This window comes from Rhizobium sp. BK377, from assembly GCF_014193935.1.
GTDB lineage: Bacteria > Pseudomonadota > Alphaproteobacteria > Rhizobiales > Rhizobiaceae > Rhizobium.
On record NZ_JACIAC010000008.1, the window covers coordinates 95,173 to 119,845 of the forward strand.

At 60.7% G+C, this 24,673-nt stretch carries 23 protein-coding genes and 1 pseudogene; 14 read left to right on the plus strand and 10 right to left on the minus strand.

The window, feature by feature from the left end:
• Positions 1-76 precede the first annotated feature (76 nt).
• Complete coding sequence (locus tag FHT92_RS25805; protein WP_183830723.1) at positions 77-1,297, plus strand: MFS transporter; 1,221 nt, start codon at positions 77-79, stop codon at positions 1,295-1,297.
• On the opposite strand, the gene dgcA is transcribed toward FHT92_RS25805, so the two are convergent.
• On the minus strand, positions 1,249-2,232 hold the full coding sequence (gene dgcA, locus FHT92_RS25810) for an N-acetyl-D-Glu racemase DgcA (RefSeq protein ID WP_183830725.1): 984 nt from the start codon (positions 2,230-2,232) through the stop codon (positions 1,249-1,251). The genes FHT92_RS25805 and dgcA overlap by 49 nt on opposite strands.
• Before the next feature lie 101 nt (positions 2,233-2,333).
• On the opposite strand from dgcA, the gene FHT92_RS25815 reads away from it, so the two are divergent.
• The 4 genes from FHT92_RS25815 to FHT92_RS25830 all read left to right on the plus strand — a co-directional run bounded on the left by FHT92_RS25815 (position 2,334) and on the right by FHT92_RS25830 (position 6,425).
• Positions 2,334-3,503, plus strand: a complete 1,170-nt coding sequence (locus tag FHT92_RS25815) for an ABC transporter permease (protein ID WP_183830972.1) — start codon at positions 2,334-2,336, stop codon at positions 3,501-3,503.
• Between the two features lies 1 nt (position 3,504).
• Positions 3,505-4,353, plus strand: a complete 849-nt coding sequence (locus tag FHT92_RS25820) for an ABC transporter ATP-binding protein (protein ID WP_183746747.1) — start codon at positions 3,505-3,507, stop codon at positions 4,351-4,353.
• Positions 4,354-4,362: 9 nt separating this feature from the next.
• A complete protein-coding gene (locus FHT92_RS25825) occupies positions 4,363-5,733 on the plus strand; it encodes an MlaD family protein (protein ID WP_183830727.1) in 1,371 nt (456 codons plus the stop codon).
• A gap of 77 nt (positions 5,734-5,810) precedes the next feature.
• Complete coding sequence (locus FHT92_RS25830; RefSeq protein ID WP_183830729.1) at positions 5,811-6,425, plus strand: ABC-type transport auxiliary lipoprotein family protein; 615 nt, start codon at positions 5,811-5,813, stop codon at positions 6,423-6,425.
• 63 nt (positions 6,426-6,488) lie between these two features.
• Here the strand turns inward: FHT92_RS25830 and FHT92_RS25835 are convergent, their stop codons facing one another.
• Together FHT92_RS25835 and FHT92_RS25840 are read right to left on the minus strand one after the other, a co-directional pair.
• Positions 6,489-7,355: a D-alanyl-D-alanine carboxypeptidase family protein gene (locus FHT92_RS25835; protein ID WP_183830730.1), complete on the minus strand. Its 867-nt coding sequence runs from the start codon at positions 7,353-7,355 to the stop codon at positions 6,489-6,491.
• A gap of 223 nt (positions 7,356-7,578) precedes the next feature.
• Positions 7,579-14,538, minus strand: coding sequence for a hypothetical protein (locus FHT92_RS25840; RefSeq protein ID WP_183830732.1), 6,960 nt, complete (start codon positions 14,536-14,538; stop codon positions 7,579-7,581).
• Positions 14,539-15,001: 463 nt separating this feature from the next.
• Between FHT92_RS25840 and FHT92_RS25845 the strand changes: the two genes are divergently transcribed.
• Both FHT92_RS25845 and FHT92_RS25850 read left to right on the plus strand, forming a co-directional pair.
• Positions 15,002-15,373 (plus strand): Hpt domain-containing protein, encoded by a 372-nt coding sequence (locus FHT92_RS25845; RefSeq protein ID WP_183746762.1) that lies wholly within the window; start codon positions 15,002-15,004, stop codon positions 15,371-15,373.
• A 202-nt stretch (positions 15,374-15,575) separates the two neighbouring features.
• Positions 15,576-15,896, plus strand: coding sequence for a 2Fe-2S iron-sulfur cluster-binding protein (locus FHT92_RS25850; protein ID WP_183830734.1), 321 nt, complete (start codon positions 15,576-15,578; stop codon positions 15,894-15,896).
• A gap of 325 nt (positions 15,897-16,221) precedes the next feature.
• Here the strand turns inward: FHT92_RS25850 and FHT92_RS25855 are convergent, their stop codons facing one another.
• On the minus strand, positions 16,222-16,851 hold the full coding sequence (locus FHT92_RS25855; protein ID WP_183734903.1) for a DUF922 domain-containing Zn-dependent protease: 630 nt from the start codon (positions 16,849-16,851) through the stop codon (positions 16,222-16,224).
• Between the two features lie 67 nt (positions 16,852-16,918).
• Here FHT92_RS25855 and folP point away from each other — a divergent pair, with 67 nt between their 5' ends.
• From folP to FHT92_RS25880, 5 genes are all read left to right on the plus strand, one after another.
• Positions 16,919-17,848 carry a dihydropteroate synthase gene (folP, locus tag FHT92_RS25860; protein WP_409527176.1) on the plus strand — a complete coding sequence of 310 codons (930 nt, stop codon included), beginning with the start codon at positions 16,919-16,921 and terminating at the stop codon, positions 17,846-17,848.
• 75 nt (positions 17,849-17,923) lie between these two features.
• Positions 17,924-18,292 (plus strand): dihydroneopterin aldolase, encoded by a 369-nt coding sequence (gene folB, locus FHT92_RS25865; RefSeq protein WP_112547776.1) that lies wholly within the window; start codon positions 17,924-17,926, stop codon positions 18,290-18,292.
• Positions 18,273-18,800, plus strand: a complete 528-nt coding sequence (folK, locus tag FHT92_RS25870; RefSeq protein WP_210276866.1) for a 2-amino-4-hydroxy-6-hydroxymethyldihydropteridine diphosphokinase — start codon at positions 18,273-18,275, stop codon at positions 18,798-18,800. Before folB ends, folK begins: the two co-directional genes overlap by 20 nt.
• Before the next feature lie 185 nt (positions 18,801-18,985).
• Positions 18,986-19,480 (plus strand): hypothetical protein, encoded by a 495-nt coding sequence (locus tag FHT92_RS25875; protein WP_183830738.1) that lies wholly within the window; start codon positions 18,986-18,988, stop codon positions 19,478-19,480.
• A gap of 4 nt (positions 19,481-19,484) precedes the next feature.
• A complete protein-coding gene (locus FHT92_RS25880) occupies positions 19,485-19,928 on the plus strand; it encodes a DUF421 domain-containing protein (RefSeq protein WP_183746784.1) in 444 nt (147 codons plus the stop codon).
• A gap of 13 nt (positions 19,929-19,941) precedes the next feature.
• Here the strand turns inward: FHT92_RS25880 and FHT92_RS25885 are convergent, their stop codons facing one another.
• The 4 genes and pseudogenes from FHT92_RS25885 to FHT92_RS25900 form a co-directional block, all read right to left on the minus strand.
• On the minus strand, positions 19,942-20,517 hold the full coding sequence (locus tag FHT92_RS25885) for a cysteine hydrolase family protein (protein ID WP_183830740.1): 576 nt from the start codon (positions 20,515-20,517) through the stop codon (positions 19,942-19,944).
• Positions 20,518-20,537: 20 nt separating this feature from the next.
• Positions 20,538-20,753 (minus strand): annotated as a pseudogene (locus tag FHT92_RS25890) (hypothetical protein); the annotation flags it as partial.
• Positions 20,754-20,807: 54 nt separating this feature from the next.
• Positions 20,808-21,608, minus strand: a complete 801-nt coding sequence (locus FHT92_RS25895; RefSeq protein WP_183830742.1) for an SDR family oxidoreductase — start codon at positions 21,606-21,608, stop codon at positions 20,808-20,810.
• Between the two features lie 11 nt (positions 21,609-21,619).
• Entirely contained in the window at positions 21,620-22,789 is a 1,170-nt protein-coding gene (locus FHT92_RS25900) for a zinc-dependent alcohol dehydrogenase (protein ID WP_183746796.1), read from the minus strand.
• A 160-nt stretch (positions 22,790-22,949) separates the two neighbouring features.
• On the opposite strand from FHT92_RS25900, the gene FHT92_RS25905 reads away from it, so the two are divergent.
• A complete protein-coding gene (locus FHT92_RS25905; protein ID WP_183746799.1) occupies positions 22,950-23,129 on the plus strand; it encodes a hypothetical protein in 180 nt (59 codons plus the stop codon).
• A gap of 87 nt (positions 23,130-23,216) precedes the next feature.
• Here FHT92_RS25905 and FHT92_RS25910 read toward each other — a convergent pair whose 3' ends face one another.
• Both FHT92_RS25910 and FHT92_RS25915 read right to left on the minus strand, forming a co-directional pair.
• Positions 23,217-23,861, minus strand: a complete 645-nt coding sequence (locus tag FHT92_RS25910; RefSeq protein WP_210278597.1) for a flavodoxin family protein — start codon at positions 23,859-23,861, stop codon at positions 23,217-23,219.
• 89 nt (positions 23,862-23,950) lie between these two features.
• Entirely contained in the window at positions 23,951-24,502 is a 552-nt protein-coding gene (locus tag FHT92_RS25915; RefSeq protein ID WP_183746801.1) for a hypothetical protein, read from the minus strand.
• Between the two features lie 9 nt (positions 24,503-24,511).
• On the opposite strand from FHT92_RS25915, the gene FHT92_RS25920 reads away from it, so the two are divergent.
• Entirely contained in the window at positions 24,512-24,649 is a 138-nt protein-coding gene (locus tag FHT92_RS25920; RefSeq protein WP_183830744.1) for a hypothetical protein, read from the plus strand.
• The last annotated feature ends 24 nt before the right edge of the window (positions 24,650-24,673 follow it).

The following is a 24,673-nucleotide window of genomic DNA, read 5'->3' on the forward strand; positions in this document are numbered from 1 at the left end:
TCAGTGAGGCTATTTCTCGCAATAGTCGTGTCGGATTGGATGTGTTAGGCAACGAATAGTTTCCTTCAGGTCCATCATGATTCCCGCACAAAATCCCTTAACGGGTGAGGGAGCGCCACCGCGCTTCCGGCAGCTTAGCGCGCTTTGCTACAGCGCGCCGCTACTGGTTAACGGTATCGTCCTGCCCTTCTTCCCCGTCTGGCTCGCGACTCACCAGTTCAATGATCATCAGATCGGCACGATCCTCGCCGTGCCGATGGTGGTGCGCGTTCTCGTGGCACCGATCGTGGCAGTCTTTGCCGACCGCATGCAGGAGCGGGCGCATGTCCTCCTGTGGTCGGGCGCCCTGTCGCTGCTGACGGCTATCGCGCTCTACTGGACGACGAATTTCTGGCAGGTGCTGATCGTCTTTGCGCTGCAGGGTGCGACCTTTGCCCCTTATGTGCCTGTCGTCGAATCGATCGTGATTTCGGGGGTACGCCGCTGGGGCCTCGATTACGGCTCGATGCGCGTCTGGGGCTCGATCGCCTTCATCATTTCCACGCTCATCGGCGGAGAATTGGTCGGCCGCTGGGGCGGCGGCATGGTGCTGCCCGTGATGATCTTCGGCTTCCTGCTGACCATTACGATGGCGGTCTTCTGTCCGCGTATCGGACCGACACGGCGGCGCGGCCAGCCGATCAACCTTCCGGCAACGACGGGCAGCGGGCTACGCGAGCCGCACCTGCTGCTTTTGCTGCTCGGTGTGTCCATCCAGCAGGCAAGCCATGCGCTGCTCAACGCCTTCTCCTCGATCTATTGGCACCAGCTCGGTTTTTCGGGCACCGAGGTCGGAATTCTCTGGAGCGCCGGTGTCGCCTCCGAGGTGACGGTCTTCTTCCTGTCGCGGCGCCTCAACCGCCGCTTCAATGCCTGGACGCTGATCCGTTTCGGCTGCGCCGTCAGCATCTGCCGCTGGGTGTTCTTCCCGACGCAGACAAGCTTCATCGGTTTCCTTGCGCTGCAATGCCTGCACGGCTTTACTTATGCCTTCGTGCATACCGGCGTGCAGCGGCGCATCGTCGCGACGGTGCAGGAAACCCAGGAGGCCTCGGCTCAGGGCGCCTATTTCTTCTATATCGGCATGGCTTCAGGCCTGATGACGATCGCCTCCGGCTATATTTATTCCGCGCTCGGCCTCGACAGCTACTATGTCATGGCCTGTGTCGCAGCCTTCGGGCTCGCCCTTGTCATCATCGCCTATTACCTTCAGCCCCAGAGGCTTCCTTCGGGCGGGAATACGAGGGAACCAGCATAATTCAGGCCAGGTTCGCGGTCGCGCGCAAGCAGCAAGGGGCCGTCGAGGTCGACGAAATCGGCATCCTGCGCCAGGAGCACCGCTGGTGCCATCGCAAGCGATGTGCCGACCATGCAACCGATCATGATGGAGAAGCCGAGCCGCTGGGCCTCCTCCTTCATCTCCAGCGCTTCGGTCAGACCGCCGGTCTTGTCGAGCTTGATGTTGATCGCGTCGTAGCGATCGGCAAGGCTTGCAAGATCGCCGGTGTGATGGACGCTTTCATCGGCGCAGACGAGGATGTGGCGGGCGATCTCGGCCAGCATGTCGTCGCGTCCGGCCGGCAGCGGCTGCTCCACCAGCGCGACATTGGCTTCGGCAGCGATGCGAAGGTGATGCTCCAGCCTGTCTTCCGGCCAACCTTCGTTGGCATCGAGAATGATGGCGGAATTAGGAGCGGCAGCACGCACTGCCCGAATGCGGCTTTCGTCGTCGTCGGTGCCGACCTTGACCTTCAAAAGCGGGCGCTGCGCATGTTCACGCGCCTGTGCCGCCATGACATCGGGTTCGCCGAGCGAGATCGTGTAGGCTGTCGTCAGCGGCTTCAGCTTGCGCAGATCGAGCCGGTCGGCAACGCTCCGGCCTGAAAGTTTGGTTTCGAGATCCCACAGCGCGCAATCGACGGCATTGCGGGCCGCTCCCGGCGGCATTGCATGCAACAACGCGGCGCGGGAGATGCCATCCTCGATCAGCGGGCGGGCCGCTTCGATATGCGCCATCACGCTTTCGGTCGTCTCGCCATAGCGGCGGTAGGGCACACATTCTCCCCATCCTTTGGCACCTGATTCCGTCAGCGTGCAGGTGATCACCTCCGCCGAGGTCTTTGCCCCGCGCGAGATGGTGAAAGTTCCCGCAATCGGGAATGAATTCATCTGGATATCAAGATTGCGCGGCATATTTGCTCTCCTGCGAGCATGGAAATTGCGCGTTGCTTCTGTATATTAACGCGCCGGGCGGCGAATATCACGTTCGCGAGTCGGGACTGTCGCTGCAAGCATTGAAAGACACAAGTATTTTGAAGTCCGAGAAACGCAACGCCGCCTCGCTGCATGTCGACGACCGAGCCGAGGGCTCGGGTCAGCATGTGCATCTTGAAGGCAATTGGCGCAGCGCCAACATCCATCTCGTCCTGCAGGATTTTGAGAAGCTCGCGCGCAGCAATAGCGGCGACCTGACGCTTGATCTTTCTGATGTTACCGATATCGACACGGCCGGCGTCTGGTTGCTTTGCCGGCTAAAGAAACAGCAGGAAGAAGCAGGACGAGCGGTTCGTTTTGAAGGTACAAACCAGCACATCGACGAGCTGATCGCCACCTTCTCCAAGGAGCCCGAAAAGCAGGAGCCAGAGCAGAAGGAGAAGCTCTCGGTCGTCGAGCACATTTTTGCGCCGATCGGTCGGATGACCTTCGATGTCTGGGACAATGTCGCCGCCTCCATGTATATCCTGGGATCGGCGGTGCGCGGCGCGCAGATGAAGTTCGGCCGCGGCAGCGGCGTTTCGCCGGCCTCGATCGTCAACCAGATCGACCATATGGGTGTGCGGGCCGTTCCGATCATCCTGCTGATGTCCTTTCTGATCGGCGCGATCATCGCGCAGCAGGGCGCCTTTCAGCTTCGTTATTTCGGCGCGGAAATCTTCGTCGTCGACCTCGTCGGCATTCTGCAGCTGCGTGAAATCGGCGTGCTTCTGACCGCCATCATGATCGCCGGCCGCTCGGGCAGTGCGATCACCGCCGAGATCGGCTCGATGAAGATGCGTGAAGAGGTCGACGCGCTGAAGGTCATGGGCCTCAACCCGATCGGCGTGCTTATCTTCCCGCGGCTGGTGGCGCTGACGGTTGCTTTGCCGCTCCTGACCGTGATTGCAAACTTCGCTTCGCTCGCGGGTGCTGCTGCAGTCGCCTATGCCTATTCCGGAATTACTTTTGCCACTTTTCTGTCGCGCTTGCATGAGGCCGTGACGCTCTCCACTGTGCTTGCCGGTATGATCAAGGCGCCGTTCATGGCGCTCGTTATCGGCATTGTCGCGGCGGTCGAAGGCCTGAAGGTCGGCGGCAGCGCCGAATCGCTTGGCCAGCATGTGACGGCTTCGGTCGTGAAAGCGATTTTCGTCGTCATCCTGATGGACGGGCTTTTTGCGATGTTCTATGCAGCGATCGATTTCTGACATGGCGGGCGACGTGGATCAGCAACCGATCGAGACGACGAAGAACGACAATCGCGACGTCGTGCTGTCGGCGCGAGACGTCACCGTCGGCTTCGGCTCCAAGGTGGTGCTCGACAAGCTCAATCTCGATATTTACCGCGGCGAGATCCTCGGCTTCGTCGGTGCTTCAGGCACCGGCAAATCGGTGCTGATGCGCACGGTGCTTCGCCTGCTGCCACGCCGATCCGGCACCATTAAAATCCTCGGCCAGAATTTCGACGAACTGAACGAGCCGGAGCGCAATGCGCTCGACATGCGTCTCGGTGTCCTCTTTCAGCAGGGCGCGCTCTTCTCCTCACTGACGGTGAAGGAGAATATCCAGGTACCGATGCGCGAATATCTCGATCTGCCTGTCACGCTGATGGATGAGCTCGCGCATCTGAAAATCCGCATGGTGGGGCTCGCAGCCGACGCAGCCGACAAATATCCGTCCGAGCTCTCTGGCGGCATGATCAAGCGCGCAGCGCTCGCCCGCGCGCTGGCGCTCGACCCGGAACTCGTCTTCCTAGACGAGCCGACATCCGGCCTCGATCCCATTGGTGCTGCGGAGTTCGACGAACTGATCGCCAATCTGCGCGATAGCCTGGGATTAACCGTCTATATGGTCACCCACGACCTCGACAGCCTGTTTTCCGTCTGCGACCGTATTGCCGTGCTCGGAAAGAAGCGGGTAATGGTGGAGGGCACGATCGACGACATGCTGGCCTACGACGATCCGTGGGTTCAGGCCTATTTCAAGGGCAAGCGCGCGCGTTCGATCGTGCCGCAGGAAGACGCGCCTGTAAGGGCGCAGCATGACAGCGGGAAGTGACCGGAGACGATGGAAACCAGAGCCAATTATACGATCGTCGGCTTTTTCACCGTTCTGGTGATCGCGGCCGCATTCGGCTTCGTCTACTGGATGGCTGAATATGGTCGGAGTGGCCCGATGGCCGAGCTGATCGTGCGCATCCCGGGCTCCGCCAACGGCCTCAGCGTCGGTTCCCCCGTTCGCTTCAACGGCATTCAGGTGGGCTCGGTGCAGACGCTTTCCATCGACGCGGACGATCCGCAATATTCGCTGGCTTTCACCGAGGTGCGCTCGGATGCGCCTATCTATCCGTCCACCAAGGCGGCCCTTGAAATCCAGGGCCTGACGGGTGCGGCCTATATCGAGCTTTCGGGCGGCCGCAAGGAAGACAAGAACATTTTACAGCAGGCGCTGGAAAGCGGCAAACGCGCCGTCATCGTCGCCGACCAGTCGAGCGTGACCAACCTGCTCGCAACAGCCGACAAGATCCTCGACCGCGCTAACGACGCCGTCGGCGACGTGCAGGGCTTCGTGCGCGACGCCCGCGGGCCGCTGACCAAAACCCTGCAGAATGCCGAAACCTTCTCGGATGCGCTCGCCAAGAATTCCGGCAATATCGACAATTTCCTGCAGAGCGTCGGCGACCTCTCCAACACGGTGCGCAACGTCTCGGGCCGGGTCGACTCGACGCTTGCCGCCGTCGAGGATCTCGTGAAGGCGGTCAATGCGCAGAAGATCAATACGATCCTGTCCAACGCCGAGAAAGTCAGCCGCGATGTGGCCGATGCCTCGGGCGATCTGAAGAGCCTCGTCGCCAAGGTCGACCAGACCGTCACGACCTACAACGAATTCGGCAAGCAGGCCCAGCAGACGCTTGATCGCGTCGATACGCTGGTCGCGGCTATCGACGCCAATAAGGTCAAAGGTTCGGTCGACGATATCGCCCAGGCAACGAAGGATGCGCGCTCTGCGGTCGCCTCGATCCGCGATGTCACCGATACGGTCAAAGGCCGAAAGAAGGACATCGACCAGACGATCCAGGACGTTCAACAGATGGCCAACAAGCTGAACTCTGCGTCGACCCGCGTCGACGGCATTCTCATCAAGGTCGATGCGCTACTCGGCTCCGACAATACGAACTCGCTCTTTACCGAAGCGCGTGCGACGCTCGAATCCTTCAAAAAGGTTGCCGATAACCTCAATTCGCGTATAGGACCGATCGCTGACAATCTGCAGCGCTTCTCGGGCAGCGGCCTGAAAGACGTCCAGACGCTCGTCAACGAGCTGCGCGGCACGGCCAATAATCTGAACAATGCCATTTCCAATTTCGACCAGAACCCGCAGCGGATCATCTTCGGCGGGCCGACGGTCAAGCAATATGACGGGCGCACGCGGCGCTAGCGCAATTCCAGGAAAAGTGTGTAGCGGTTTACGTCCGGAATTGCGGAAAGAAAAACAGAGGTCAGGGGTAGCGTAATATGGGTCTATCGCATGTGATGTCGCGCCGTTCCTGGATCCGCGGAACGGCGGTTATTTTGCCGCTGACGGCCGCACTCCTGGCAGGCTGCGGAACAACGGCAAAGAACGACACCTACGATCTCTCGGCAGCCACGGTCGATGGCACCGGCCCGTCGGCCAAGAACAAGCAGATTCTGATCGCTGATCCGACGGCCCTGAAGGCGCTGAACAGCGATCAGATCGTCATCCGCGTTTCGCCCTCGGAAATCCAGTATCTGTCACGTTCCCAGTGGAGCGATACGCTGCCGCGGATGGTGCAGTCGAAGCTCGTCGAAGCCTTCGAAAATTCCGGCAAGCTCGGTGGCGTCGGAAAGCCGGGGCAGGGACTGGCAATCGACTACCAGGTGGTCAGCGACATCAGATCCTTCGAGATCGACGCCTCCTCCGGCAACAGGGCCGTGGTGGAAATCTCCGTCAAGATCCTCAACGACCGTAACGGCACGGTGCGCGCCCAGCAGGTCTTCCGCGCCACGTCTTCGGCCGGCGGCGACAATGCGGGCTTCGTGAAAGGGCTAGACCACGCCTTTACGGCAGTGACCGACCAAATCGTCGGCTGGACGCTGAAATCGATCTGAACCTTCATTTTCAACGATAAGGCTCGAAACCGTCAGGCGGCTTCGGGCTTTTTCGTTCTTGGCTTACTTTGTCGGTTGAGCATCCGTCATCGTCGGGCTGCCGCCCGTTGCCGACGCCGTCGCGCTTGAGGCCGAGGGCAGGTAGCTGTCGAGCAGGCCGGCCATCTTGTCGTCGCGCAGGCTAGCGGTCTTTTCACCCATGACGACGCCGACGACGCGGCGGCCATCTTTGGCGGCTGAGGTGACGACGTTGTAGCCGGAAGCGTCGGTAAAGCCCGTCTTGATGCCGTCGACGCCGTTGTAGCGGTACATGAGGTTGTTGTGGCCGCGCAGTTTCATGCCGCGGAACTGGAAGCCGCGCATGGAGAAGAGCTTGAACTCCTCGGGAAAGTCGCGCATCAGCGATACACCGAGGGTCGCCATATCGCGCGCCGTGGTGACCTGCCCCGGATCCGGCAGTCCCGATGGGTTCTTGAAGACGGTGTTCGCCATACCGAGCTGGCGGGCCTTGTCCGTCATGAGCGTGCCGAAGGCCTGCTCGGAGCCGCCGAGCTGTTCGGCGAGCGCCACAGCGGAATCATTGGCCGAGAGAACGACGATGCTTTCCACGGCTTCCTTGACCGTGACCTTGCGGCCGACGCCGATGGCGAGCTTGAAGGGCTCCTTGCTCTCGGCATTTTCCGACATGGTAATCTTCTGATCCCAGCTCAGGCGTTTCTCATGGAGTGCCTGGAAGGTGAGATAGAGCGTCATCATCTTGGTGAGCGATGCCGGGTAGTTCAAATCGTCCTGATTGGACGCTTCCAAGACCTGTCCGGACTGCACGTCCACGAGGAAGCTTGCCTGGCCGGCTTCGGCCCGAACGAACGCGCCCAGAAGAATTACGGACGAGAAGGCGGCGGCCCTGAGCCGGAGAGTCGTCTTGGTCATCAATGTCTGCTGTCTCTGTCGTGGCAAGCGATTGGCTTTGGCAACCGGCTTGGCAAATGGTCTGGCGGATCGCGGTCTGACGTGTCTTCCGGCAATCCGGCTTAGCGAATGCGGATCGGGAATGTTTGTGACGGAATGAAGGAGCCGAGGCAATAAAAAAGGGCCATCCACAGATGACCCCTTTTGTCTCACCGTGTTGGCTTCCGCCCCTCCAGGCCGGAATTCAGCTCAGCCGGCCCGCGGCATGGGCCAGCATCGTGTAAACTTTGCCGGTATCCGACGTGAGATAAGACTGCGTGACGGTGCGGTTCGGATCAGTGCGCGCGACATCGGCGAGTAGCTTTTCGAAATCGCCGATATAGCGGTCGACGGCGGTGCGGAATTCCGGCTCGCGGTCGTACTTGCGCTTGATCTCGTCGAAAGTCTGCTGACCCTTCAGCGTGTAGAGCCGACGCGTAAAGACGTCTCGTTCGCCACGCTGGTAGCGGCGCCACAGCTCGACTGAAGCGTCGTGATCGATGGCACGGGCGATATCGACCGAGAGCGAGTTCAGCGATTCAACGACATGGCGCGGGTTGCGGCTGTCATTGGCGCGCTGGGCAGGAGCAGGGGCCGGAGCGGCGGCTTCCGCTGCCGGGCGGGCCGGGGCCGCACGCGGTGCTTCCTCGGCCTCTTCACGCGATGCGCCGCGCAGCAGATCGCTGATCCAGCCGCCGCTGCTCGCTTCCGTGCGCGGAGCTTCCTGCCTGACTGAAGCAGGGGCAGGCGACGGCTGGGGAGCCTGAGCGACCGGGCGCTGCTGAGCGGGGGCTGGAGCGGGCGCCGGCGTCGGTGCAATGGTGCCGCGCAGGCCCATGGATTCGATCGACTGGCGTGCCGTCGGGGCCGGCTGCGGGGCAGGCGCCGTCGGGATTACCGGCTGAGTGACACGCGGTGCAGGTTCGGCTTGGGCGAGCGTGCGGGCGACCGGCTCGGAGAGTTCCAGACGCTGGCTGGAGCGGCCGACGATCTGCGAAATATCCTGCAGGGCCTTGATCTGCTCGGAGACGGCGCGGCGCATGGCGGACGCGCTTTCCTTGGCTTCTTCCGGCAGATCGAAGGCGCCGCGCTTCAGCTCCGCGCGGGTGGCATCGAGTTCGTTGCGGATATCGGCAGCGGAGCGGCGGATATCTTCCGTCGCGCCCGAGAAGCGGCCGACTGCTTCCTCGATCGCGTCGCGGAGCGACTCGCGCAGGTTTTGCGCCGCATTGTCGGAGGCTCGGCCGGCCTCGCCGAGCATGCGCTCGACTTCCGACAGCGAGGCCGTCAGGCCGCCACGCAGGCGGTTGGTGAGATCGCCGGAGCGACGTTCGACATTGGCAAAGCTGCTGTCTATCGTCGCATTGGCTTCCTCGCCGGCGCGGTTGATCGCTTCGCGCATATTGGATGCGGCTTCCTCTGCGCGCTTCTCGGTGTCCGAAAGCACACGGCCGATATCGGCAAACGAAGCCTGCACGCTCTGGCGCAATGTACCAGTGACCTGGTTGGAGCGCTGCTCGGCGCGCTCGAAGACCGCTTCGATCATTCCGCCGAGGCCGCGCATGGTCTTTTCGATTTCGCCCGAACGCTGCACGAGGCCGGCTGCCAGCGTCTGCAGGGCAGTCTCACGCTCTTCCAGTGTAGAAACGAGGCCGGACTGGGCGGCGGCGAGAAGCTGCGAAGCCTGGCCAAGAACCTTCGAATGGTCGTCGAAGCGGCCGATGATGCCGCCGACCTGGGCGAGTGTCTGCCCGGAAATATCCGACAGGCGATCGACCTTGCCTTCGAGAAGGCGGGTCGAAGCCGAAACCATTTCGGCGGCCTTGGCGGCAGAGTCCGTGAAGCGTGTGGTCGTGTCGCCGAGGCGGCTGTCGACGCCGCTCAGCTGATCGGCGGCGCGCGTCATCATGTCAGCCATTACGGCGCTGCTTTCCGACAGGCGCTGGACGAGGCCGTTGACATTGTTCGTCAGGCTGTTCTCGATGGTAGCGACGGCATTGGCGACGTTTTCGGCACGGGCGGCGACAGCCTGGGTGAGTGCGTCATTTTCGGCACGCAGGCGCTCGGCGCTGAGGTTCGCCGCCGCGGTGATACGGGCTGCGGCTTCCTGGCCGGCATCCATATAGCGGTCGATGAGCGGCCGTGCCGTCTCATCCAGGATGCGGGTCAGCTCGGTGGAACGGCCGGCGAGCGTGGAATTCAAGTCGCGGGTACGCTCTTCGAGCGTTGTGCGGATCGAATTGCCGCGCGCTTCCAGTGCCTTGTCGATATCGCTGAGGGTGGTGTCGATTTCGCGGGCACGCTGCTCCAGGCTGGAGCGGATGATGCTGCTGCGGGCCTCCAGCGCGCGGTCGACCTCGGCCATGCTGGATGTGATCTGGCTGCCGGCGTCGGTCAGCGTCGAGCGGATCGAATTGCCATGCGCTTCCAGCGTCTGGCCGGCATCGGCGAGCGCATGATTGATGGCGCTGACCTGGCTGCTGACGATGTTTTCCGCTTCCGCAACCTTGCTGACGATGACGTTACCGGCCTCGGAGAAGGTCTGGGCAACGGCGGCAGCCTGGCCGGCGAGGCGGTTCTGCGCCTCGGCGACACGGTTGACGATCTGCGACGAACGTTCGTCCATGGCTTCGGCGAACTGCTGGCCGGTGCGGCTGAGCAGCTCCGAGGACTTGGCGGCTTCGCCATCCATGCCTTCGGCGGCTTCGGCAACGGCGTTGCGCAGGCTTGCGGCGAGACCGGCTGCCTTGCCCTCAATCGTGCGATTGACGGCATCGAGACCGACGGTCAGGGCGCGGTCCATGGTGGAGAGACGCTCTTCGATGCGCGCGGTGCCGCGATCCATCATGTCGCTCAGGGCCGAGGTCCGGCCGTCGATCGACTGGGCCATGGTCGAACTGCCGTGGTCGAGCGTTTCGGCAAGATGCGCCCTGCGGCTATCCAGAGCCTGGGTGAGATTGGCGCTATGGCTCTCGAGAGCGTGCGTGAGGTTTGCGCTGCTGTTGTCGAGGGCCTTGGCGAGGTTGGCGCTGCCGGCATGCAGCGCATCCGTCAGGCTGGCGGCGCGGCCGTCGAAAGCCTCCGTCAGGCTGGCGGTACGGCTGTCGAGGGCCTCGGTCAGGTTTGCGGCGCTGGTGCCGAGCGTTGCAGCGATGCGCTGAGCTGCGTCGTCGCCGATCGAACCCAGACGGGAGATTCCGTCATCCAGAACGCCGGAGAGATGGCTGCCTGCGGCATCGACCTTGTCGACCACGCCGCCGACGCCGTCGGCAATACGGGCTTCGATGGCGGCAAGGCTGGCTTCGACGCGGGCACCGGTCTCAGTGAAGCGGCCCGTGAGATTGTCGACGGAGTGGTCGAGACGGCCCGAGAAATCGGCGGCCGAACGCGAGATCGTGTTGGCGGCCTCCTGAAAGCGGCCGGCGATCTGGCCGGCACCTTCGCGCATGCGATCCTCAAGCGTCTGTGCGCTCTTATCGATCGCATTGCGGATCGCAGCCTCGCGATCTTCCAGAGACATTTCGAGCATGCTGATGCTCGTCGCAACCGATGTGCCGATCGAAGTCGCCTGTTCGGAGAGCGTGTCGTTGATGAGATTATGGGCCTCGGTCAGCGTCAGCGTGATGGCATTGGTGCGGTCGTCAAGCGTAGTGCGGATACGGTCATGCGCGGCGGCGAGACCGCCTTCGACGTTGTTGGCGGCATCGTTGGCGAGGGCGGCCATACGCTGCTGAGCGTCGGTAAGACCATCTTCGATGCGGCCCGTCATGCTGCCGATGATGCCTTCCATGCGGACGCTGCCGGCATCGAGGGCTTCGGACAAGTTGGAGGTGTGCTCCGCGAGCGCGGTTTCCAGACGTGCCTGATTGTCCGTATAGGCGGCGCGGATCGCTTCCGTGCGGTCGGCAAAGGCCCCGGCAACACGCTCTTCGGCGTTTGCAACGGTGTCCATGATGGCATTGCTGCGGTTTTCAAGCGCGGATTCGAAGCGGCTCTGGCCGTCGTCGAGCGAAATGGCGAGCGCCATGGTCTTTTCATCGAGCGTATCGGACAGGCGGTCGGCGCTGTTCGCGACGGCGTTGACGATTGATTCGGCGCGGCTGGTGAGTGCTTCCTCGATGCGGAGCTGGCTTTCGCCGAGCGATGCGGCGATCCGGTCATGCGTGCCGGTGGCCGCATTGACGAAAGCATCGGTACCCGCCGTTAGCGTGTCTTCCAGCCGGCTCTGACTTTCGTTCAGCGAGATGGCAAGCGCCATCGCCTTTTCGTCGAGCGTTTCGGAGAGGCGGTCATGCGTGCCCGACACGGCGCCAAGCAACGCTTCCGAATGGGTCGACAGCGTTTCTTCGATACGCGACTGCGTCTCGTTCAGCGAAATGCCGAGTGCCATGGCCTTTTCGTCGAGCGTTTCGGCGAGACGGTCATGCGTGCTCGAGACGGCATTGATCAACGCTTCCGAACGGGTCGAGAGCGTGTCTTCGATGCGCGACTGCGTTTCGTTCAGCGAGATGCCGAGCGCCATCGCCCTTTCATCGAGCGTATCGGCGAGACGGTCGTGCGTGCTGGAAACGGCGCTGAGCAGCGCCTCCGAACGGGTCGCGAGCGTGTCGTCGATGCGGGCCTGGCCTTCGTTCAGCGAGATGGCAAGCGCCATCGCCTTTTCATCAAGCGTCTCGGCTAGGCGGTCATGCGTACCGGAGACGGCATTGATGATCGCCTCCGAGCGGGTCGCCAGCGTGTCGTCGATGCGGGCCTGGCCTTCGTTCAGCGAGATCGCCAACGCCATTGCCTTTTCATCGAGCGTATCGGAAAGACGGTCATGCGTACTGGAGACCGCGTTAAGGAAGGACTCCGACCGGGCCGCAAACGTATCCTCGATACGAGCCTGATTTTGCTGCAGCGTTTCAGCGAGGCGGTCATTGGTGCCGGAAACAGCATTGATGAGCGATTCCGAATGGGTCGAGAGCGTGTCTTCGATGCGCGACTGCGTTTCGTTCAGCGAGATCGCCAGCGCCATCGCCTTTTCATCAAGCGTTTCGGCGAGACGGTCATGCGTACCCGAGACAGTATTTATGATCGCTTCGGAACGGCTGGTGAGCGCTTTCTCGAAGCGGGTGTGGTGGTCGGCAAGTGCGCCGATCAGCGCTCCGCCACGTTCGGCCATCACGCCGTCAAGGTCGGTATGCGCAGTCTTTAGCGCATCGGCGATTTCGGCGGCGCGGGCGGCGAGAACGCCGCTCAGCTCTTCGGCGCGACCGCCGAATGCCCCCGTTACCTTTTCGGTGCCGCTATTGACGGCGGTGGCGAGTTCGCTCGTGGTCGTTTGCAGCGTATCGCGGAACTCGGCTGTCCGGGCAGAGAGGTTGTTCTGCAGTTCGGAAGTGCCGGCTGCAAGCGCCAGCGAGATTTCCGACGTGGCGTTGCTCAGCGCCGAGCCAAGCTCGCCGGCGCGGGCCGTCAATGTGGAGGTGATTTCATCCACGCGGCCGGAAAGCGTGCCTTCCAGCACTTCCTGGCCGGTCGCAAAGGCGGTTGCCAGCGCCAGCGACTGGTCGGTCACCGCCGTGCCCAGGCGATCAATATTGGCGCTGAGTAGGTTTTCAATCGACTCTGCGTTGCCAGACAGCGTCTCATTGATGCGGGCGAGGCTTTCGATGAGCTTAGTGTCGAGCGAGCCGGAGCGCTTATCGAAGGCATCGGTGAATTGGGCGACACGTTCGTCGAAGGCCGTCGAAAGCTGGGCGACAGTCGTCTGCAGGCGTTCCTCGAAGAAGCCGGACCGCACGTCGAGATCCATGACGGCGTCGTCGGCCGTCGACTGCAGGCTCTGGCGAAAGCTTGCGCCCTTTTCATCGAGTGCGGCGTTCAACCTGGAGAGCACGTCGTCGAGGGTGCCGCCGATCGTGCGTTCGCCTGATGTCAGGCTCTGATTGATCTCGCGGGTGCGGGAAACCAGGATTTCGTTGAGCTGCTGGGTGCGCTCCTGAAGGGCGGCATTCAAGCGCTCGGTGCTCGCATCCATCGTCGAGGCGCGTGTCTCGAACTGGGTGAGCAGGCGTTCGCCATGTTCGTTGATCGTATTGGTCAGCGCGTCCAAGCGGTTGTCGAATTCATTGCCGATCGCAAGGCCGGACGCGGTCAGCGTATGGAGCAGCGTATCGGTCTTAGCGGCCAGCAGCGTGCCGAGCGACTGTATGGCGCTGTCCGACTTTTCCATGATCGCCGCAGCGCGCGTATCGATCAGCGAGGCGAAGGCTTCGCCCGAGGTCGCAAGGCGGATGGCGATCTCTTCGGTGGCAAGCGACAGTTCCTCCTTGAGCTGGTCGTGGACGCCGGCAATCGAGGAACGGATGCGGTCGGCATGGTTGACGATCGCTTCGCGCTCGGAGCCGAGCTCGTGAACGAGGCCGCGCACGCGCAGCTCGTTGTCCGCATAGGAACGCTCCAGCGCATTCACTTCGGAATGCACGAGCGTTTCGAGTTCGGAAGCGCGCGCGATGGTGCGCTCGATGCCTTCGTTCATCGCCGAGACTTCGCGGCGCACGGCCTGGCCGACCGTCAGGATGCGTTCGGAGGCGATGGTTTCCGGCTCCGAAAGGCGCAGTGCAACCTCGGCCATGGAGCGGGCGGCGTTGCGCATGTCCTGGGCGCGCGCGATCATGATGGCGAAGGCATAGAACATCATGACGGGCACTATGATGCCGACGATTCCGGCGATTACGCCCGGCAGCGCGGCAAGATCGGTGAGCGAGCGGATCTGGGCGATCTGCGGCGCATAGAGCATGAACATCAGCCCAAGACCGATGACCACCCACAGGATGGAGACGAGAGCGGCCGTGCGCAGGGCAGGGCGGCTGGAGCCGTTTTCCAGCGACTTCAGAAGCGAAGCGGGCGAATTACGGCTGGCATCGTTGGCGGGAGAGAAGGCCGGTGCCCGCGGAGCCTGTTGGTCGCCTGTGCGGGCCGCGCGGCCGCGGCGGCGTTGTGCTTCTTCCTGGGACTGATTACGGGCATTGGATGGGTCAGTCACATTAGCCTCCGGGGCATGGGGCACGTTGCCGCGGCGAGACGGCACGTTCTCCTGGCCGAAATCGATCTGAAGCGCCTCGTCCAATGCCTTGAACGCCTTATCCTCGATCGATTCATTGTACTTGTTATTCGCCATTCCGATATGCCTCGTAATTCCCGGCCGGTCCGGCAGCGCATCCGGGCCACCGCCTGCGCCCGGAAAGAACCTTCGCCATTCCAGCCTTCCATCCAAGACGGACGGATAAGCATGTCATTTCAGAGTAGATAGCCGATTTTTCAAACGAAAGGTATCAAAACACTACCATTATCCACTCTGTCGGCAAAGGCGCGCGGCATGAGCCCGCCTCAACAGTATCGTAGTGACACATCTGGGCTTCCCATACAATTAATGAACCCTTGCGTTTCCGCTTCTCTTAACCTGTTGTTAACACCTTTAAATTTCGAAAGCGCCCTAAAAGCCGATATTTTAGCGATGTTTAAGGGACATTAACCATATGGCCAGATTTTTATCTCGAATGCGCCCGAATTTAACGGGATCGCCATTCTCCCACCGCACAACGATAGCAAGCGCGGAGATCTACGACGGGAGAATTGGCAAAATGGCAGCAGTGAGTATCGCGTTCGAAGCACCTGACAACTCTGCGGGACCTTCGCCTTCCAAGATCCGGCCGATCGACCTTGTCCATCTCGCGCGCCAAACCATGGGCGACAAGACGGTGGAAATCGAAGTTCTCCAGATGTTTGCACGCCAGGCGCGCGCCTGCCTGCAAGACATCGCAAGCGGCGAGTCTGGCAAGGTGGGTGCTGCGGCACACCGTCTGAAGGGAGCCGCAAGCTCCGTCGGCGCCTTCCGGGTTTCGCAGTCGGCGGAAGCCGTGGAGGAGAACAATGGTGACGTCGCCGCCATGGCGGCATTGGGCGCAGCCGTCGTCGACGCCGAGAATTTCATTCTGAAACTCTGCCGCGGATAAGGCAGGACAGATCGGGAAGAACCTAGGCCCGCTGTTTCATTAGGGAACGGCGGGTCTTTTTGCGACCTGTTCGATGACGCATTGAGAACGGCGGAACTCCGAACGATCTGCGAGGTTCGCGGGGGTCGGCAATGTTGACTGATGCGCCGAATTGTCGGAAGAAAATCCGCCCACCTATTACGAAAGACCGGAAATAATCCCGATGCCCAAACTTACCATCGTCGCCTTTGACGGAACGCGCTTCGATCTTGAGGTCGATCAAGGCTCCACCGTAATGGAGAATGCGGTCCGCAATTCCGTGCCCGGCATCGAGGCCGAATGCGGCGGCGCCTGCGCCTGTGCAACCTGTCATGTCTATGTCGACGAACAATGGACGGAAATCGTCGGTCCGCCGGAAGCGATGGAAGAGGATATGCTGGATTTCGCCTTTGACGTGCGTCCAACTTCACGCCTTTCCTGTCAGATCAGGATGAAGGCTGCCTATGACGGCCTTACCGTGCATGTGCCGGAACGGCAGGCCTGATTTCTCACTGTTTTTGAGAACCATCCTTGAGAGAATGGGGGAGCTTTCCCAAAAAGAGAGCCTCGCACGCCGGAGGCGAGCGAGGCGAGGCGGGCGCATTACCTACGGATGAGGGAGGAACACCCGCGGCTTCGGAACGCGCCAGGAGAACACAGTCACGAAAGCCAGCTGCCTTACTGCACTTTCGAATATAGTCATATTACCGCTTTCCGGTTGAGTCCACCAGAATGAAAAATGACCGGTAAAAGGCTGGGAAGCGCACAAGTTTCGCACAAGTTTCATTGTGCAGCTAACGATCTCTACTCGTCTTGAGGCTGAAAAGAGCTTATCTTTCGCCGCCTTTGCCCTTGAGTCTATTGTTGAGCAGTCTCAACATGCGATTCTGGAAATTGACGGCTTCGACGCGATCGAATCGGGCCTGCAGCTTGTCATGCTCCTCTATTCCGCGAGCCGACTCATTCGAGACGAGTTCCTGCATGGCCTCGCAATTACGCTGCGACGGGAGCGCTTTGAGTTCGCGCTCCATGACGCGGGCCTGGGTGCGGGCGATCTCGGCATGGCGCTCCTCGTGACGCCTGATATCGCTCGACAGCGCATCCCAGATCATCGACAGCTCGCGGCTCGTACCCTTACGATTGCCCCACCGCGGCATGATGATCTGCGTGTGGACAGTGACCTTGACGTTGCCGACGCGGCAACGTCCATTTTCCTGGATATAGGTGGCCTCGCCGCCGAAACGGATCTTGGTGGCGCCGGGATGGCGGGCGGAGGAGCCGTTCGCTGTCGGGCCACGGCGGCTCAGCTCATCGTCCAGCTCGTCGGCCGTCTTTCCTTTGATATCGAAATAGGAATAGCTTTTCGTTGCAATGACTTCGGCTGCCGCGGGGCTGCAGAGGAAAAGGGCAATCATGGAAAAGGCGATGGGAAGGCGCATATAACGCAACGCAAGCGGCATTCTTGAACTGAACCTGTGTTGAAGTTTGGCGGAGCTTGGGGCATAGCCACGGTAAGCGCAATATCGGATAGCGGCTTTTTTCGTTAGTGACGGGATTAGACTGGTGAATCAGCTCGATAGCAGTTTCTGGCGTGTGGCCCATGGTCGCGAGATCGAGCTCGGCAAGCGCTCAGTGATCATGGCGATCGTCAACGTGACGCCGGATTCCTTCTCCGACGGCGGGCGTTATCAGACGGTCGACAGCGCCGTCGAGCACGCGCTGCAGGCAGTCGCGGACGGCGCCGAAATCCTCGATATCGGCGGCGAGTCGACGCGGCCGGATGCGGTTTCCGTCAGCCCGGCGGAGGAACAGGCGCGGGTACTGCCCGTCATCGAGGCGCTCAGCAGACGCACGCAAGCGTTGATTTCCATCGATACCTATCGCGCGGAAACGGCGCGGCTTGCCATTAGTGCCGGCGCCCATATCGTCAACGACGTCTTCGGCTTGCAGAAGGAGCCTGATATCGCCGCGCTGTCGGCTGAGACCGGGGCGGGGCTCTGCATCATGCATACGGGCCGCGACCGACAGAAGCTTGCCGGTATCATCGATGACCAGATCTTCTTTCTCGAGCGTTCGCTGGAGATCGCTTCGGCTGCCGGCGTCCTGCGTGACCGTATCGTGCTCGATCCCGGCTTCGGTTTTGCCAAGGAGACGCCGGCAGAAAATCTGGAACTGATGGCGCGTTTCGAAGAGCTGCACCGCTTCGGCCTGCCGCTTCTTGCCGGCACCTCGCGCAAGCGCTTCCTCGGCGCCGTCACGGGCCGGGAGCCCGCAGAGCGCGATGCGGCGACGGCCGCGACCAGCGCGCTCTTGCGAGTTCAAGGCGCGGCTGTTTTCCGGGTACACAATGTCGCAATCAACAGGGATGCGCTTGCCGTAGCCGATGCTATGCTGGCCGCCCGGAACGACACTTCTAAAGCGTATCACGATCTGTCAGATCCGCATGCCACGCTTTAAGTCTTTGTTTTACGCATGTCGTTGTCGCAAAACCGCTACGCACTTTTGCGCGATATGCTTTAGGGGGAGGCCGTCATGAGTACCTATACGATCCTAATGCAGAACTGCGCCTTCTTCGCCCGCCACGGCGTGCATGCCGAAGAGGAATTCCTCGGCCAGCGCTTTTTCGTGGATGCCGAACTGGAGGTGGAAGCGGGCAGTGCACTGGAAAACGATTCCATCGATGAGACCGTCCACTACGGCACCGCCTTCACCATCATCGAGGAGATCGTCGTCGGCCAGCGGCGTTACCTGATCGAGGCGCTGGCGTTCGATATCGCCAAAGGGCTCTGTAAAAAATTCCCACAGATCATCAGGGCCAAGATCACGGTGCGCAAGCCGAATGCGCCGATCCCCGGCGTGCTCGACTTCGTGCAGGTGACCGTTGAGCATCGTGCCCGATAATCCATTCCATCTCGCAACGCTCGGCCTCGGCGGCAATATCGGCGATCCGGTCAAGTCCATGGCCGCGGCACTCACGCGGCTCGATGCCGACGCGGATTGCCGCGTGGCGGCCGTTTCGCGGCTTTACCGCACGCCGCCCTGGGGCAAGACCGACCAGTCCTATTTCTTCAACTCCTGCGCGGCGGTGGAAACGCGGCTTGCCCCGGAAGCGCTGCTCGATCTCTGCCTGTCGATCGAGCGGGAGATGAAGCGCGAGCGTATCGAGCGCTGGGGGCCGCGCACGCTCGATATCGATGTGCTGACTTATCAGGGAGTCGAGCAGGATGCGCCGCGGCTGGAATTGCCGCATCCACGCATGACGGAGCGGGGCTTCGTGCTGATGCCGCTTGCGGATATCGCACCCGAACTCATGGTCCGGGGCAGGGCGGTTGCCGACTGGCTGGCCGGTGCCGATATCGCGGGGATCGAGATTGCGGACGAGAGCCGCAACTGGTGGCGCAAGGCCTGAAGGGCCACCAAGAGCAGGCTGCAAGACCTAACAGCCCTCAGAATCTCCGCCATGCGGGGCTTTTCCGTGTGTTCGTAACGTCTTGTCGCCTACACCGGCTGCGCTAACTCAGAAGGGCGACTGAGCCGGAGGTATCATGAGGCAATTCAACAGCGGCCGGAAAGGCTGCTCGTTCAGGTGCTGATATGCCGAGAACGAGCAGCAGCCTTCCCGAAGGCATCGAAGATCATACTCGCTTCCAGCAGCGCGTCTGGTGTGCGCAACGCTGGGCATGGATCGGTTTTGCCGCCGTTCTCATCGCCGCGCTTTTCGGAGCGCTCGGGCGCAGCGGGCCTCTCTCCCAACAGGAATTGAAGCTCGCCGGCGGCAACATCGAGCTGCCGATCGTTACGCGGTGGAATGCGCCCGACGAGTTGCGCGTCTTTTTCTTGCCATCCTCTTCGGATCGTAGGCTCGTCCTCGATCCCGATTTTTTCACGATCTTCTCCATCGAAGGCATCGACCCGCCGCAGAGAGCGGCAGACTACGAGAATGGCCGTATCGGCTATGTCTTTCCTGCCGATGCCGCCGCGACGAGCCAGGTTATTCTGAGGCTTCATACGCAGAAGCCGGGGCTGCATTCCTTCCGCATCGGTATCGGCCAGGACGTCATCGAACGTTCGGTCCTCATCTTGCCGTAAGCCGATGGACGCAGTCGTTCGTGGCGTTGCCATTTATTTCACCCTTCTGGTAATCATTCGCCTGTCGGGACGGCGCACGCTCGCCCAGATGACACCCTTCGACTTGGTCATCGTGCTGGTGATTTCGGAGACGACACAGCAAGCGATGCTGGCTGACGATTTCTCGATCACCAATTCCGTGCTCCTGATCCTGACGCTGTTTACGACCGACATTGCGCTTTCCTACCTGAAGCGCTGGTCGCGCCGGACCGCCAGATTGATTGACGGCGTTCCGACCGTTCTCGTTACCAACGGCGTTTATGACGAGGCTGCCCTGAAGGGTTCGAGACTTCAGCGAGAGGATGTGATGGAAGCTGCAAGAACGGCGCAAGGCATTGAGAGTGTCGAAGATATCCGGTTTGCAATTCTCGAGGTGAGCGGCAACATCAGCATCATTCCTAAGGAGTAAGGGGAACGGCGAATCAGAGACTGGAGAGGAATGCGTCCGTTTCGGTAATCTCCACCTGCACCGAAAAGCGGCCGCCCAGCAATTCGAGCGTGGCGTCATGCGTTTCGTCTGCGCTGCTGCAGACGGCGTCTTTCAACAGGATGACTCGATAACCGAGATCGATTGCGCCGAGTGCTGCAGCGAGCACGCAGATATCCGTTTCGCCGCCGGTAATGACGACGGTCTCGACCTTGTCTCGAGTGAGTGTTTCATACAGCCGTCCGTCGACCCAGGGAGAATAAGTTCGCTTGTTGAAGAAGCGGGCAGGTGGGGCGAAAGCCTTGAGATCAGCAACGATATCCGTGAGTTCCGGCAGCAACTGCTCGCCGGTCATCATCGGCCACTTTTCGTAATAGTTCCTCCACATGCCCGGCATGGCATCAGCAGTCGGCGGGGGAATAAAGCGTGTGAAAATCGTTCGCTCGGGGTATCGTCCTGCGAGTTCGATGATCTGGGGCGACACCGTCGCCATCCATGGCACATGCCATGCTGTCTGTTCCGCGAACATTCTTTGCATATCGATGCAGAGATGGATCCAGTTGTCGGGCATCGGACCTGCAGCTTCCAGATTCAGGGCGAATTGATGGTGGGCAGGAAATCCTCGACCTGTTTGCGGTCAGCGGCAGAAAGCGGCTCGACTTGTTCCTTCCAAAAGCGTTCGGCCTCCGGCGGATCTTTTTCCCACTGGCGCACAGTGGTGATGTTATCGTCGATCTTGGAGCGGCGGTGTCCGCCGAGGCGCAGATATTCCTTGGCGAGCTTCAGGCTTCTCGTTTCCGTATCCGTATTGGTCGCGTTCATTTCATTGATCTCCCTTGCTTTGTGTGGTCTGGGCGGGCCTCACTTTTCACCAGAAGCCGGCTTCGCCATTTTCGCATGCTGGTGGGCAAGCATGCTGGCGGGGGTGACGTTGGCGACCGCGGCTTGCAGCTTGTTCTTCCAGCCGCTGACGACATCGCCTTGCCCATCCAACATAGCGTCGTAGCCGATGCGGGCTACGTCGGCAGGGTCATCTTTTTTCGATTGGCCGATCGACGTATCCAGCAGATCCGCCCGCTTGAAGAATTCTGTTTCGGTTGCACCGGGCATTAGGCAACTCACCGTGACGCTGCTTTCCTTCAGCTCTTCGCGCAGAGCAAAGGAGAAGCTGTTGATGAAGGCTTTCGTAGCGTTGTAGATGGCCTGGTATGAGCCCGGCATGAAACCGGCGATCGAACCGGTAAGAAGGATGCGTCCTTGCCCCCGCGCCCGCATATGATTGCCGATCTGCTGGACCAGATAGATCGTGCCGATAATATTGGTGTCGACAACCTTCCTCGCCTCCGCAAAATCCTGATCGAGAAATCCCTTCCCGAGGCCGCGACCTGCATTCGCCATCAGCAAGTCAACTGACCGGCCATCGGCTTCGACCCGTTCCATTAGCTTATCGACGCCCTGAATAGTGGAAAGATCGGTATCGACAGCCTCGACGGCCACGCCGAATTCCTTGAGATTTGCGGCCGCCTGGACAATGCGCGCTTCATCCGCGGCGATGACGAGGTCATAGCCATCCTGTGCCGCGCATTTGGCAAGTTCATAACCGATGCCGGTGGACGCCCCCGTAACGACGGCGAGGCCCTTGGTCGAAGCAGTATCAGCCATGTCGCTTCTCCTTATGGCTTCAGGACAACCTTGATGCAGCCATCCTGTTTGTCGCGGAAAGTCTTGTAGAGGTCGGGGCCATCCTCCAGGGATGCCCGATGAGTAATGATAAAGGACGGATCGATTTCGCCCTTCTCAATGCGCTCCAACAGCAGCGGCAGGTAGCGTTGCACCGGCGTCTGGGCCATCTTGAAGGTTAGGCCGCGGTTGATCGCCGAGCCCATCGGAATCTTGTCGAGAAAGCCGCCATAGACGCCGACGATGGAAACGGTGCCGAAGTTCCGGCAGCAATGGATAGCCTGGCGAAGGACATGCGGTCGGTCCGTGCCCATAAAGGTGGCGACCTTGATGCGGTCGAGCCTTGAATCCCAACTAGCGGCAGCCTCGGCCTCGGTTCCGACAGCATCGATACACGCATCGGCTCCGCGGCCGTCCGTCAGATCCATAATCTTGTCGTAAATATCCTCATCCATGAAATCGAGGACGACGGCGCCTGAAGCTTCGGCCAACGCCAGCCGCTCCGGCACGGTATCGACAGCGATGACGCGTTCGGCGCCGAGCATGAAGGCAGACTTGATCGCCATCTGGCCGACCGGGCCGCAACCCCAGATGGCGATCGTATCGCCCGGTTGAATATTGCAGAAATCGGCTGCCATATAGCCTGTGGGGAAAATATCGGAGAGAAAGAGGACCTGTTCGTCCGTCAGCCTATCCGGAACCTTGATCGGGCCGATGTCGGCATAGGGCACGCGCAAATATTCTGCCTGTCCGCCGCTGTAGCCGCCGAGCAGATGCGAATAGCCGAACAGGCCGGCCGGCGAGTTTCCCCACAGCTTTCGCACCTTGGACGAGTCGGGATTGCTACGCTCGCATCCCGAGAAGAAGCCGCGTTTGCAGAAGAAACATTCGCCGCAGGAGATGGTGAAAGGCACTACGACACGATCGCCGACCTTGAGTTTGGTATTGTCCTTGCCGACCTCGACAACCTCGCCCATGGTTTCGTGCCCCATGACATCGCCGCTGCGCATTTCAGGCATAACGCCGTCAAAGAGGTGAAGATCGGAGCCGCAGATCGCGCAGGCGGTGACCTTGATGATCGCGTCGCGGCCGTCCTGAATTTTGGGGTCTGGGACGCTTTCGCAGCGGATGTCGTGTTTGCCGTGCCAGGTAAGGGCCTTCATCGCAGTTCTCCGTTTTTGTTTTCGTAGAACTGTGCAGATCCCGAAATGATCCTGTGGAGTTCACGAAATATTAAATGCGGAACGATGTCGCGCTGCCGCGGTTTCCTTATCGAGGCGGCAGCCAGCCGCTCTCGCAAAACAATCCAAAGGAGAATTTATCATGGCAAACCAAGGCGGTTCACACGAACAGCACGTCAAGGCAGGCCAGCAGAGCCACAAGAATACCGGCTCGCAGCAGGCTTCGTCGTCGCGCGATAATCAGTCCGGTTCGGGGACCCGCGGCGGCACGCATGAACAGCATGTGAAGGCCGGTCAGCAGAGTCACAAGAACTCTCATTAAAAATCTGACCAATATGGAAAGAAGAAGCCCGCAGAAGCGGGCTTTTTTCATGTCTTCGTTTCAACCGTAAACCACGTCGCCGGGCAGTTATTTCCTCTCGCCCGGATAATGGTTCTGCTTAAGCAGGTTCGCCAGATGAACCGTGTTGCGGGTGAGCATGTCGACCGCCGTCGTGACCACTTCGGGTATCTCTTGGAGATCGACAAAATTGGTGCTGGCCATGGCTTCGCCCACCCAATAGGCGACGGCATTGGCAGGTATGGTGAAACCGACATCGTTCAGTGCCTGATAGAGTTCGGCCGAGACGTAATGGGCGCCGTCCTCATTGCCGACGACCGCGACGGCCGCTACGCGGCCATAGGACATCATACGGCCCTGATCGTCCGTTTCTTCAAGGAAGGCATCCATGCGCTCCAACGCGCGCTTGGCAATGCTCGAGGGCTGCCCCAGCCAGATCGGTGTGGCGAAGACGAGGATATCAGCATCGAGGATCGTCTTGCGGATATCGGGCCAGGCATCGCCAGGTCCCTCGTCGGAAGTGACGCCGGGCAAGATGTTATGGTCGGCAAGGCGGATCGTTTCCATATCGACATCCTGCTTGCGCATGGCTTCGCCGATGAGGGCAAGCATACGATCGGTGGAGAAAGGCTCGCCGCCGCTGGATTTCAGGGTTGCGTTAAGGCGACGGCTTTCGGGGGCACGATCGATCTCCGGGTTGTTCGTTCCAGACAACCCGGACCGATGCTCATGGTTCCCGATGCCAAAAAGCAAAAGCGGCGGAAAACCGCCGCTTCAGGAAAACCCGGTCTACGATAATGACTTTACTCGATCGAACCGACGGCTATTTCATCGACCTGTCGGGTCAGCGTCAGGCCGATCACCGGGATCATCTGGCTTTCGACCTTGACGGAGACCGTAACATTCATGGTCTTGTCGTCGCGCACGCGGGCAATCATCGCACCGTTCAGCTTGGCGCGGTTGATGCCGACCACGACGGTATCGTTGGTAACGGCGCCAGAAACGACATCGAGGCCTTTACCTTCGGCGCCGTCGAGGAACTTGCCCTTGTAGGTGGAGCCGGACTGCGAGATGACGGCGCTCATCGGCTGCTTGAAGACGCCGACGCGGCAGGTGCCGTCGAGCTTGATGCCGGCGGCGGAATCATCGGCCGGCGAGCCGACGAGATTACAGGTGAATTTGGTGCCCTTGTACTTGCCGGCGACGATTTCGCCAGGCCCCTTCCAGGTGCCGGCGACGGATTCGAAGAAGGCCTTGTCGCGGGTTGCAGCAGTAGCTTGAGGAGCGACGTCTGCGACCGGAGACAATGCCGCGGCGGCCAGGCCGCATACAAACAGAAACTTGCGCGAATACATGGATTTTCCTTGGCAAACACCACTCTGGAACTGGCAGGCAGTTTTGCCGGAGAATGGTTAACCCTTTCTTTCCGAGACGCCGAAATGCGCGGAAATGCAGGGCTTTCGCAAGGCAAGACTTTTGAAGAGGTGGATGTAGCACATTGAATTCGCTCGGATTTTCCGCAGCTT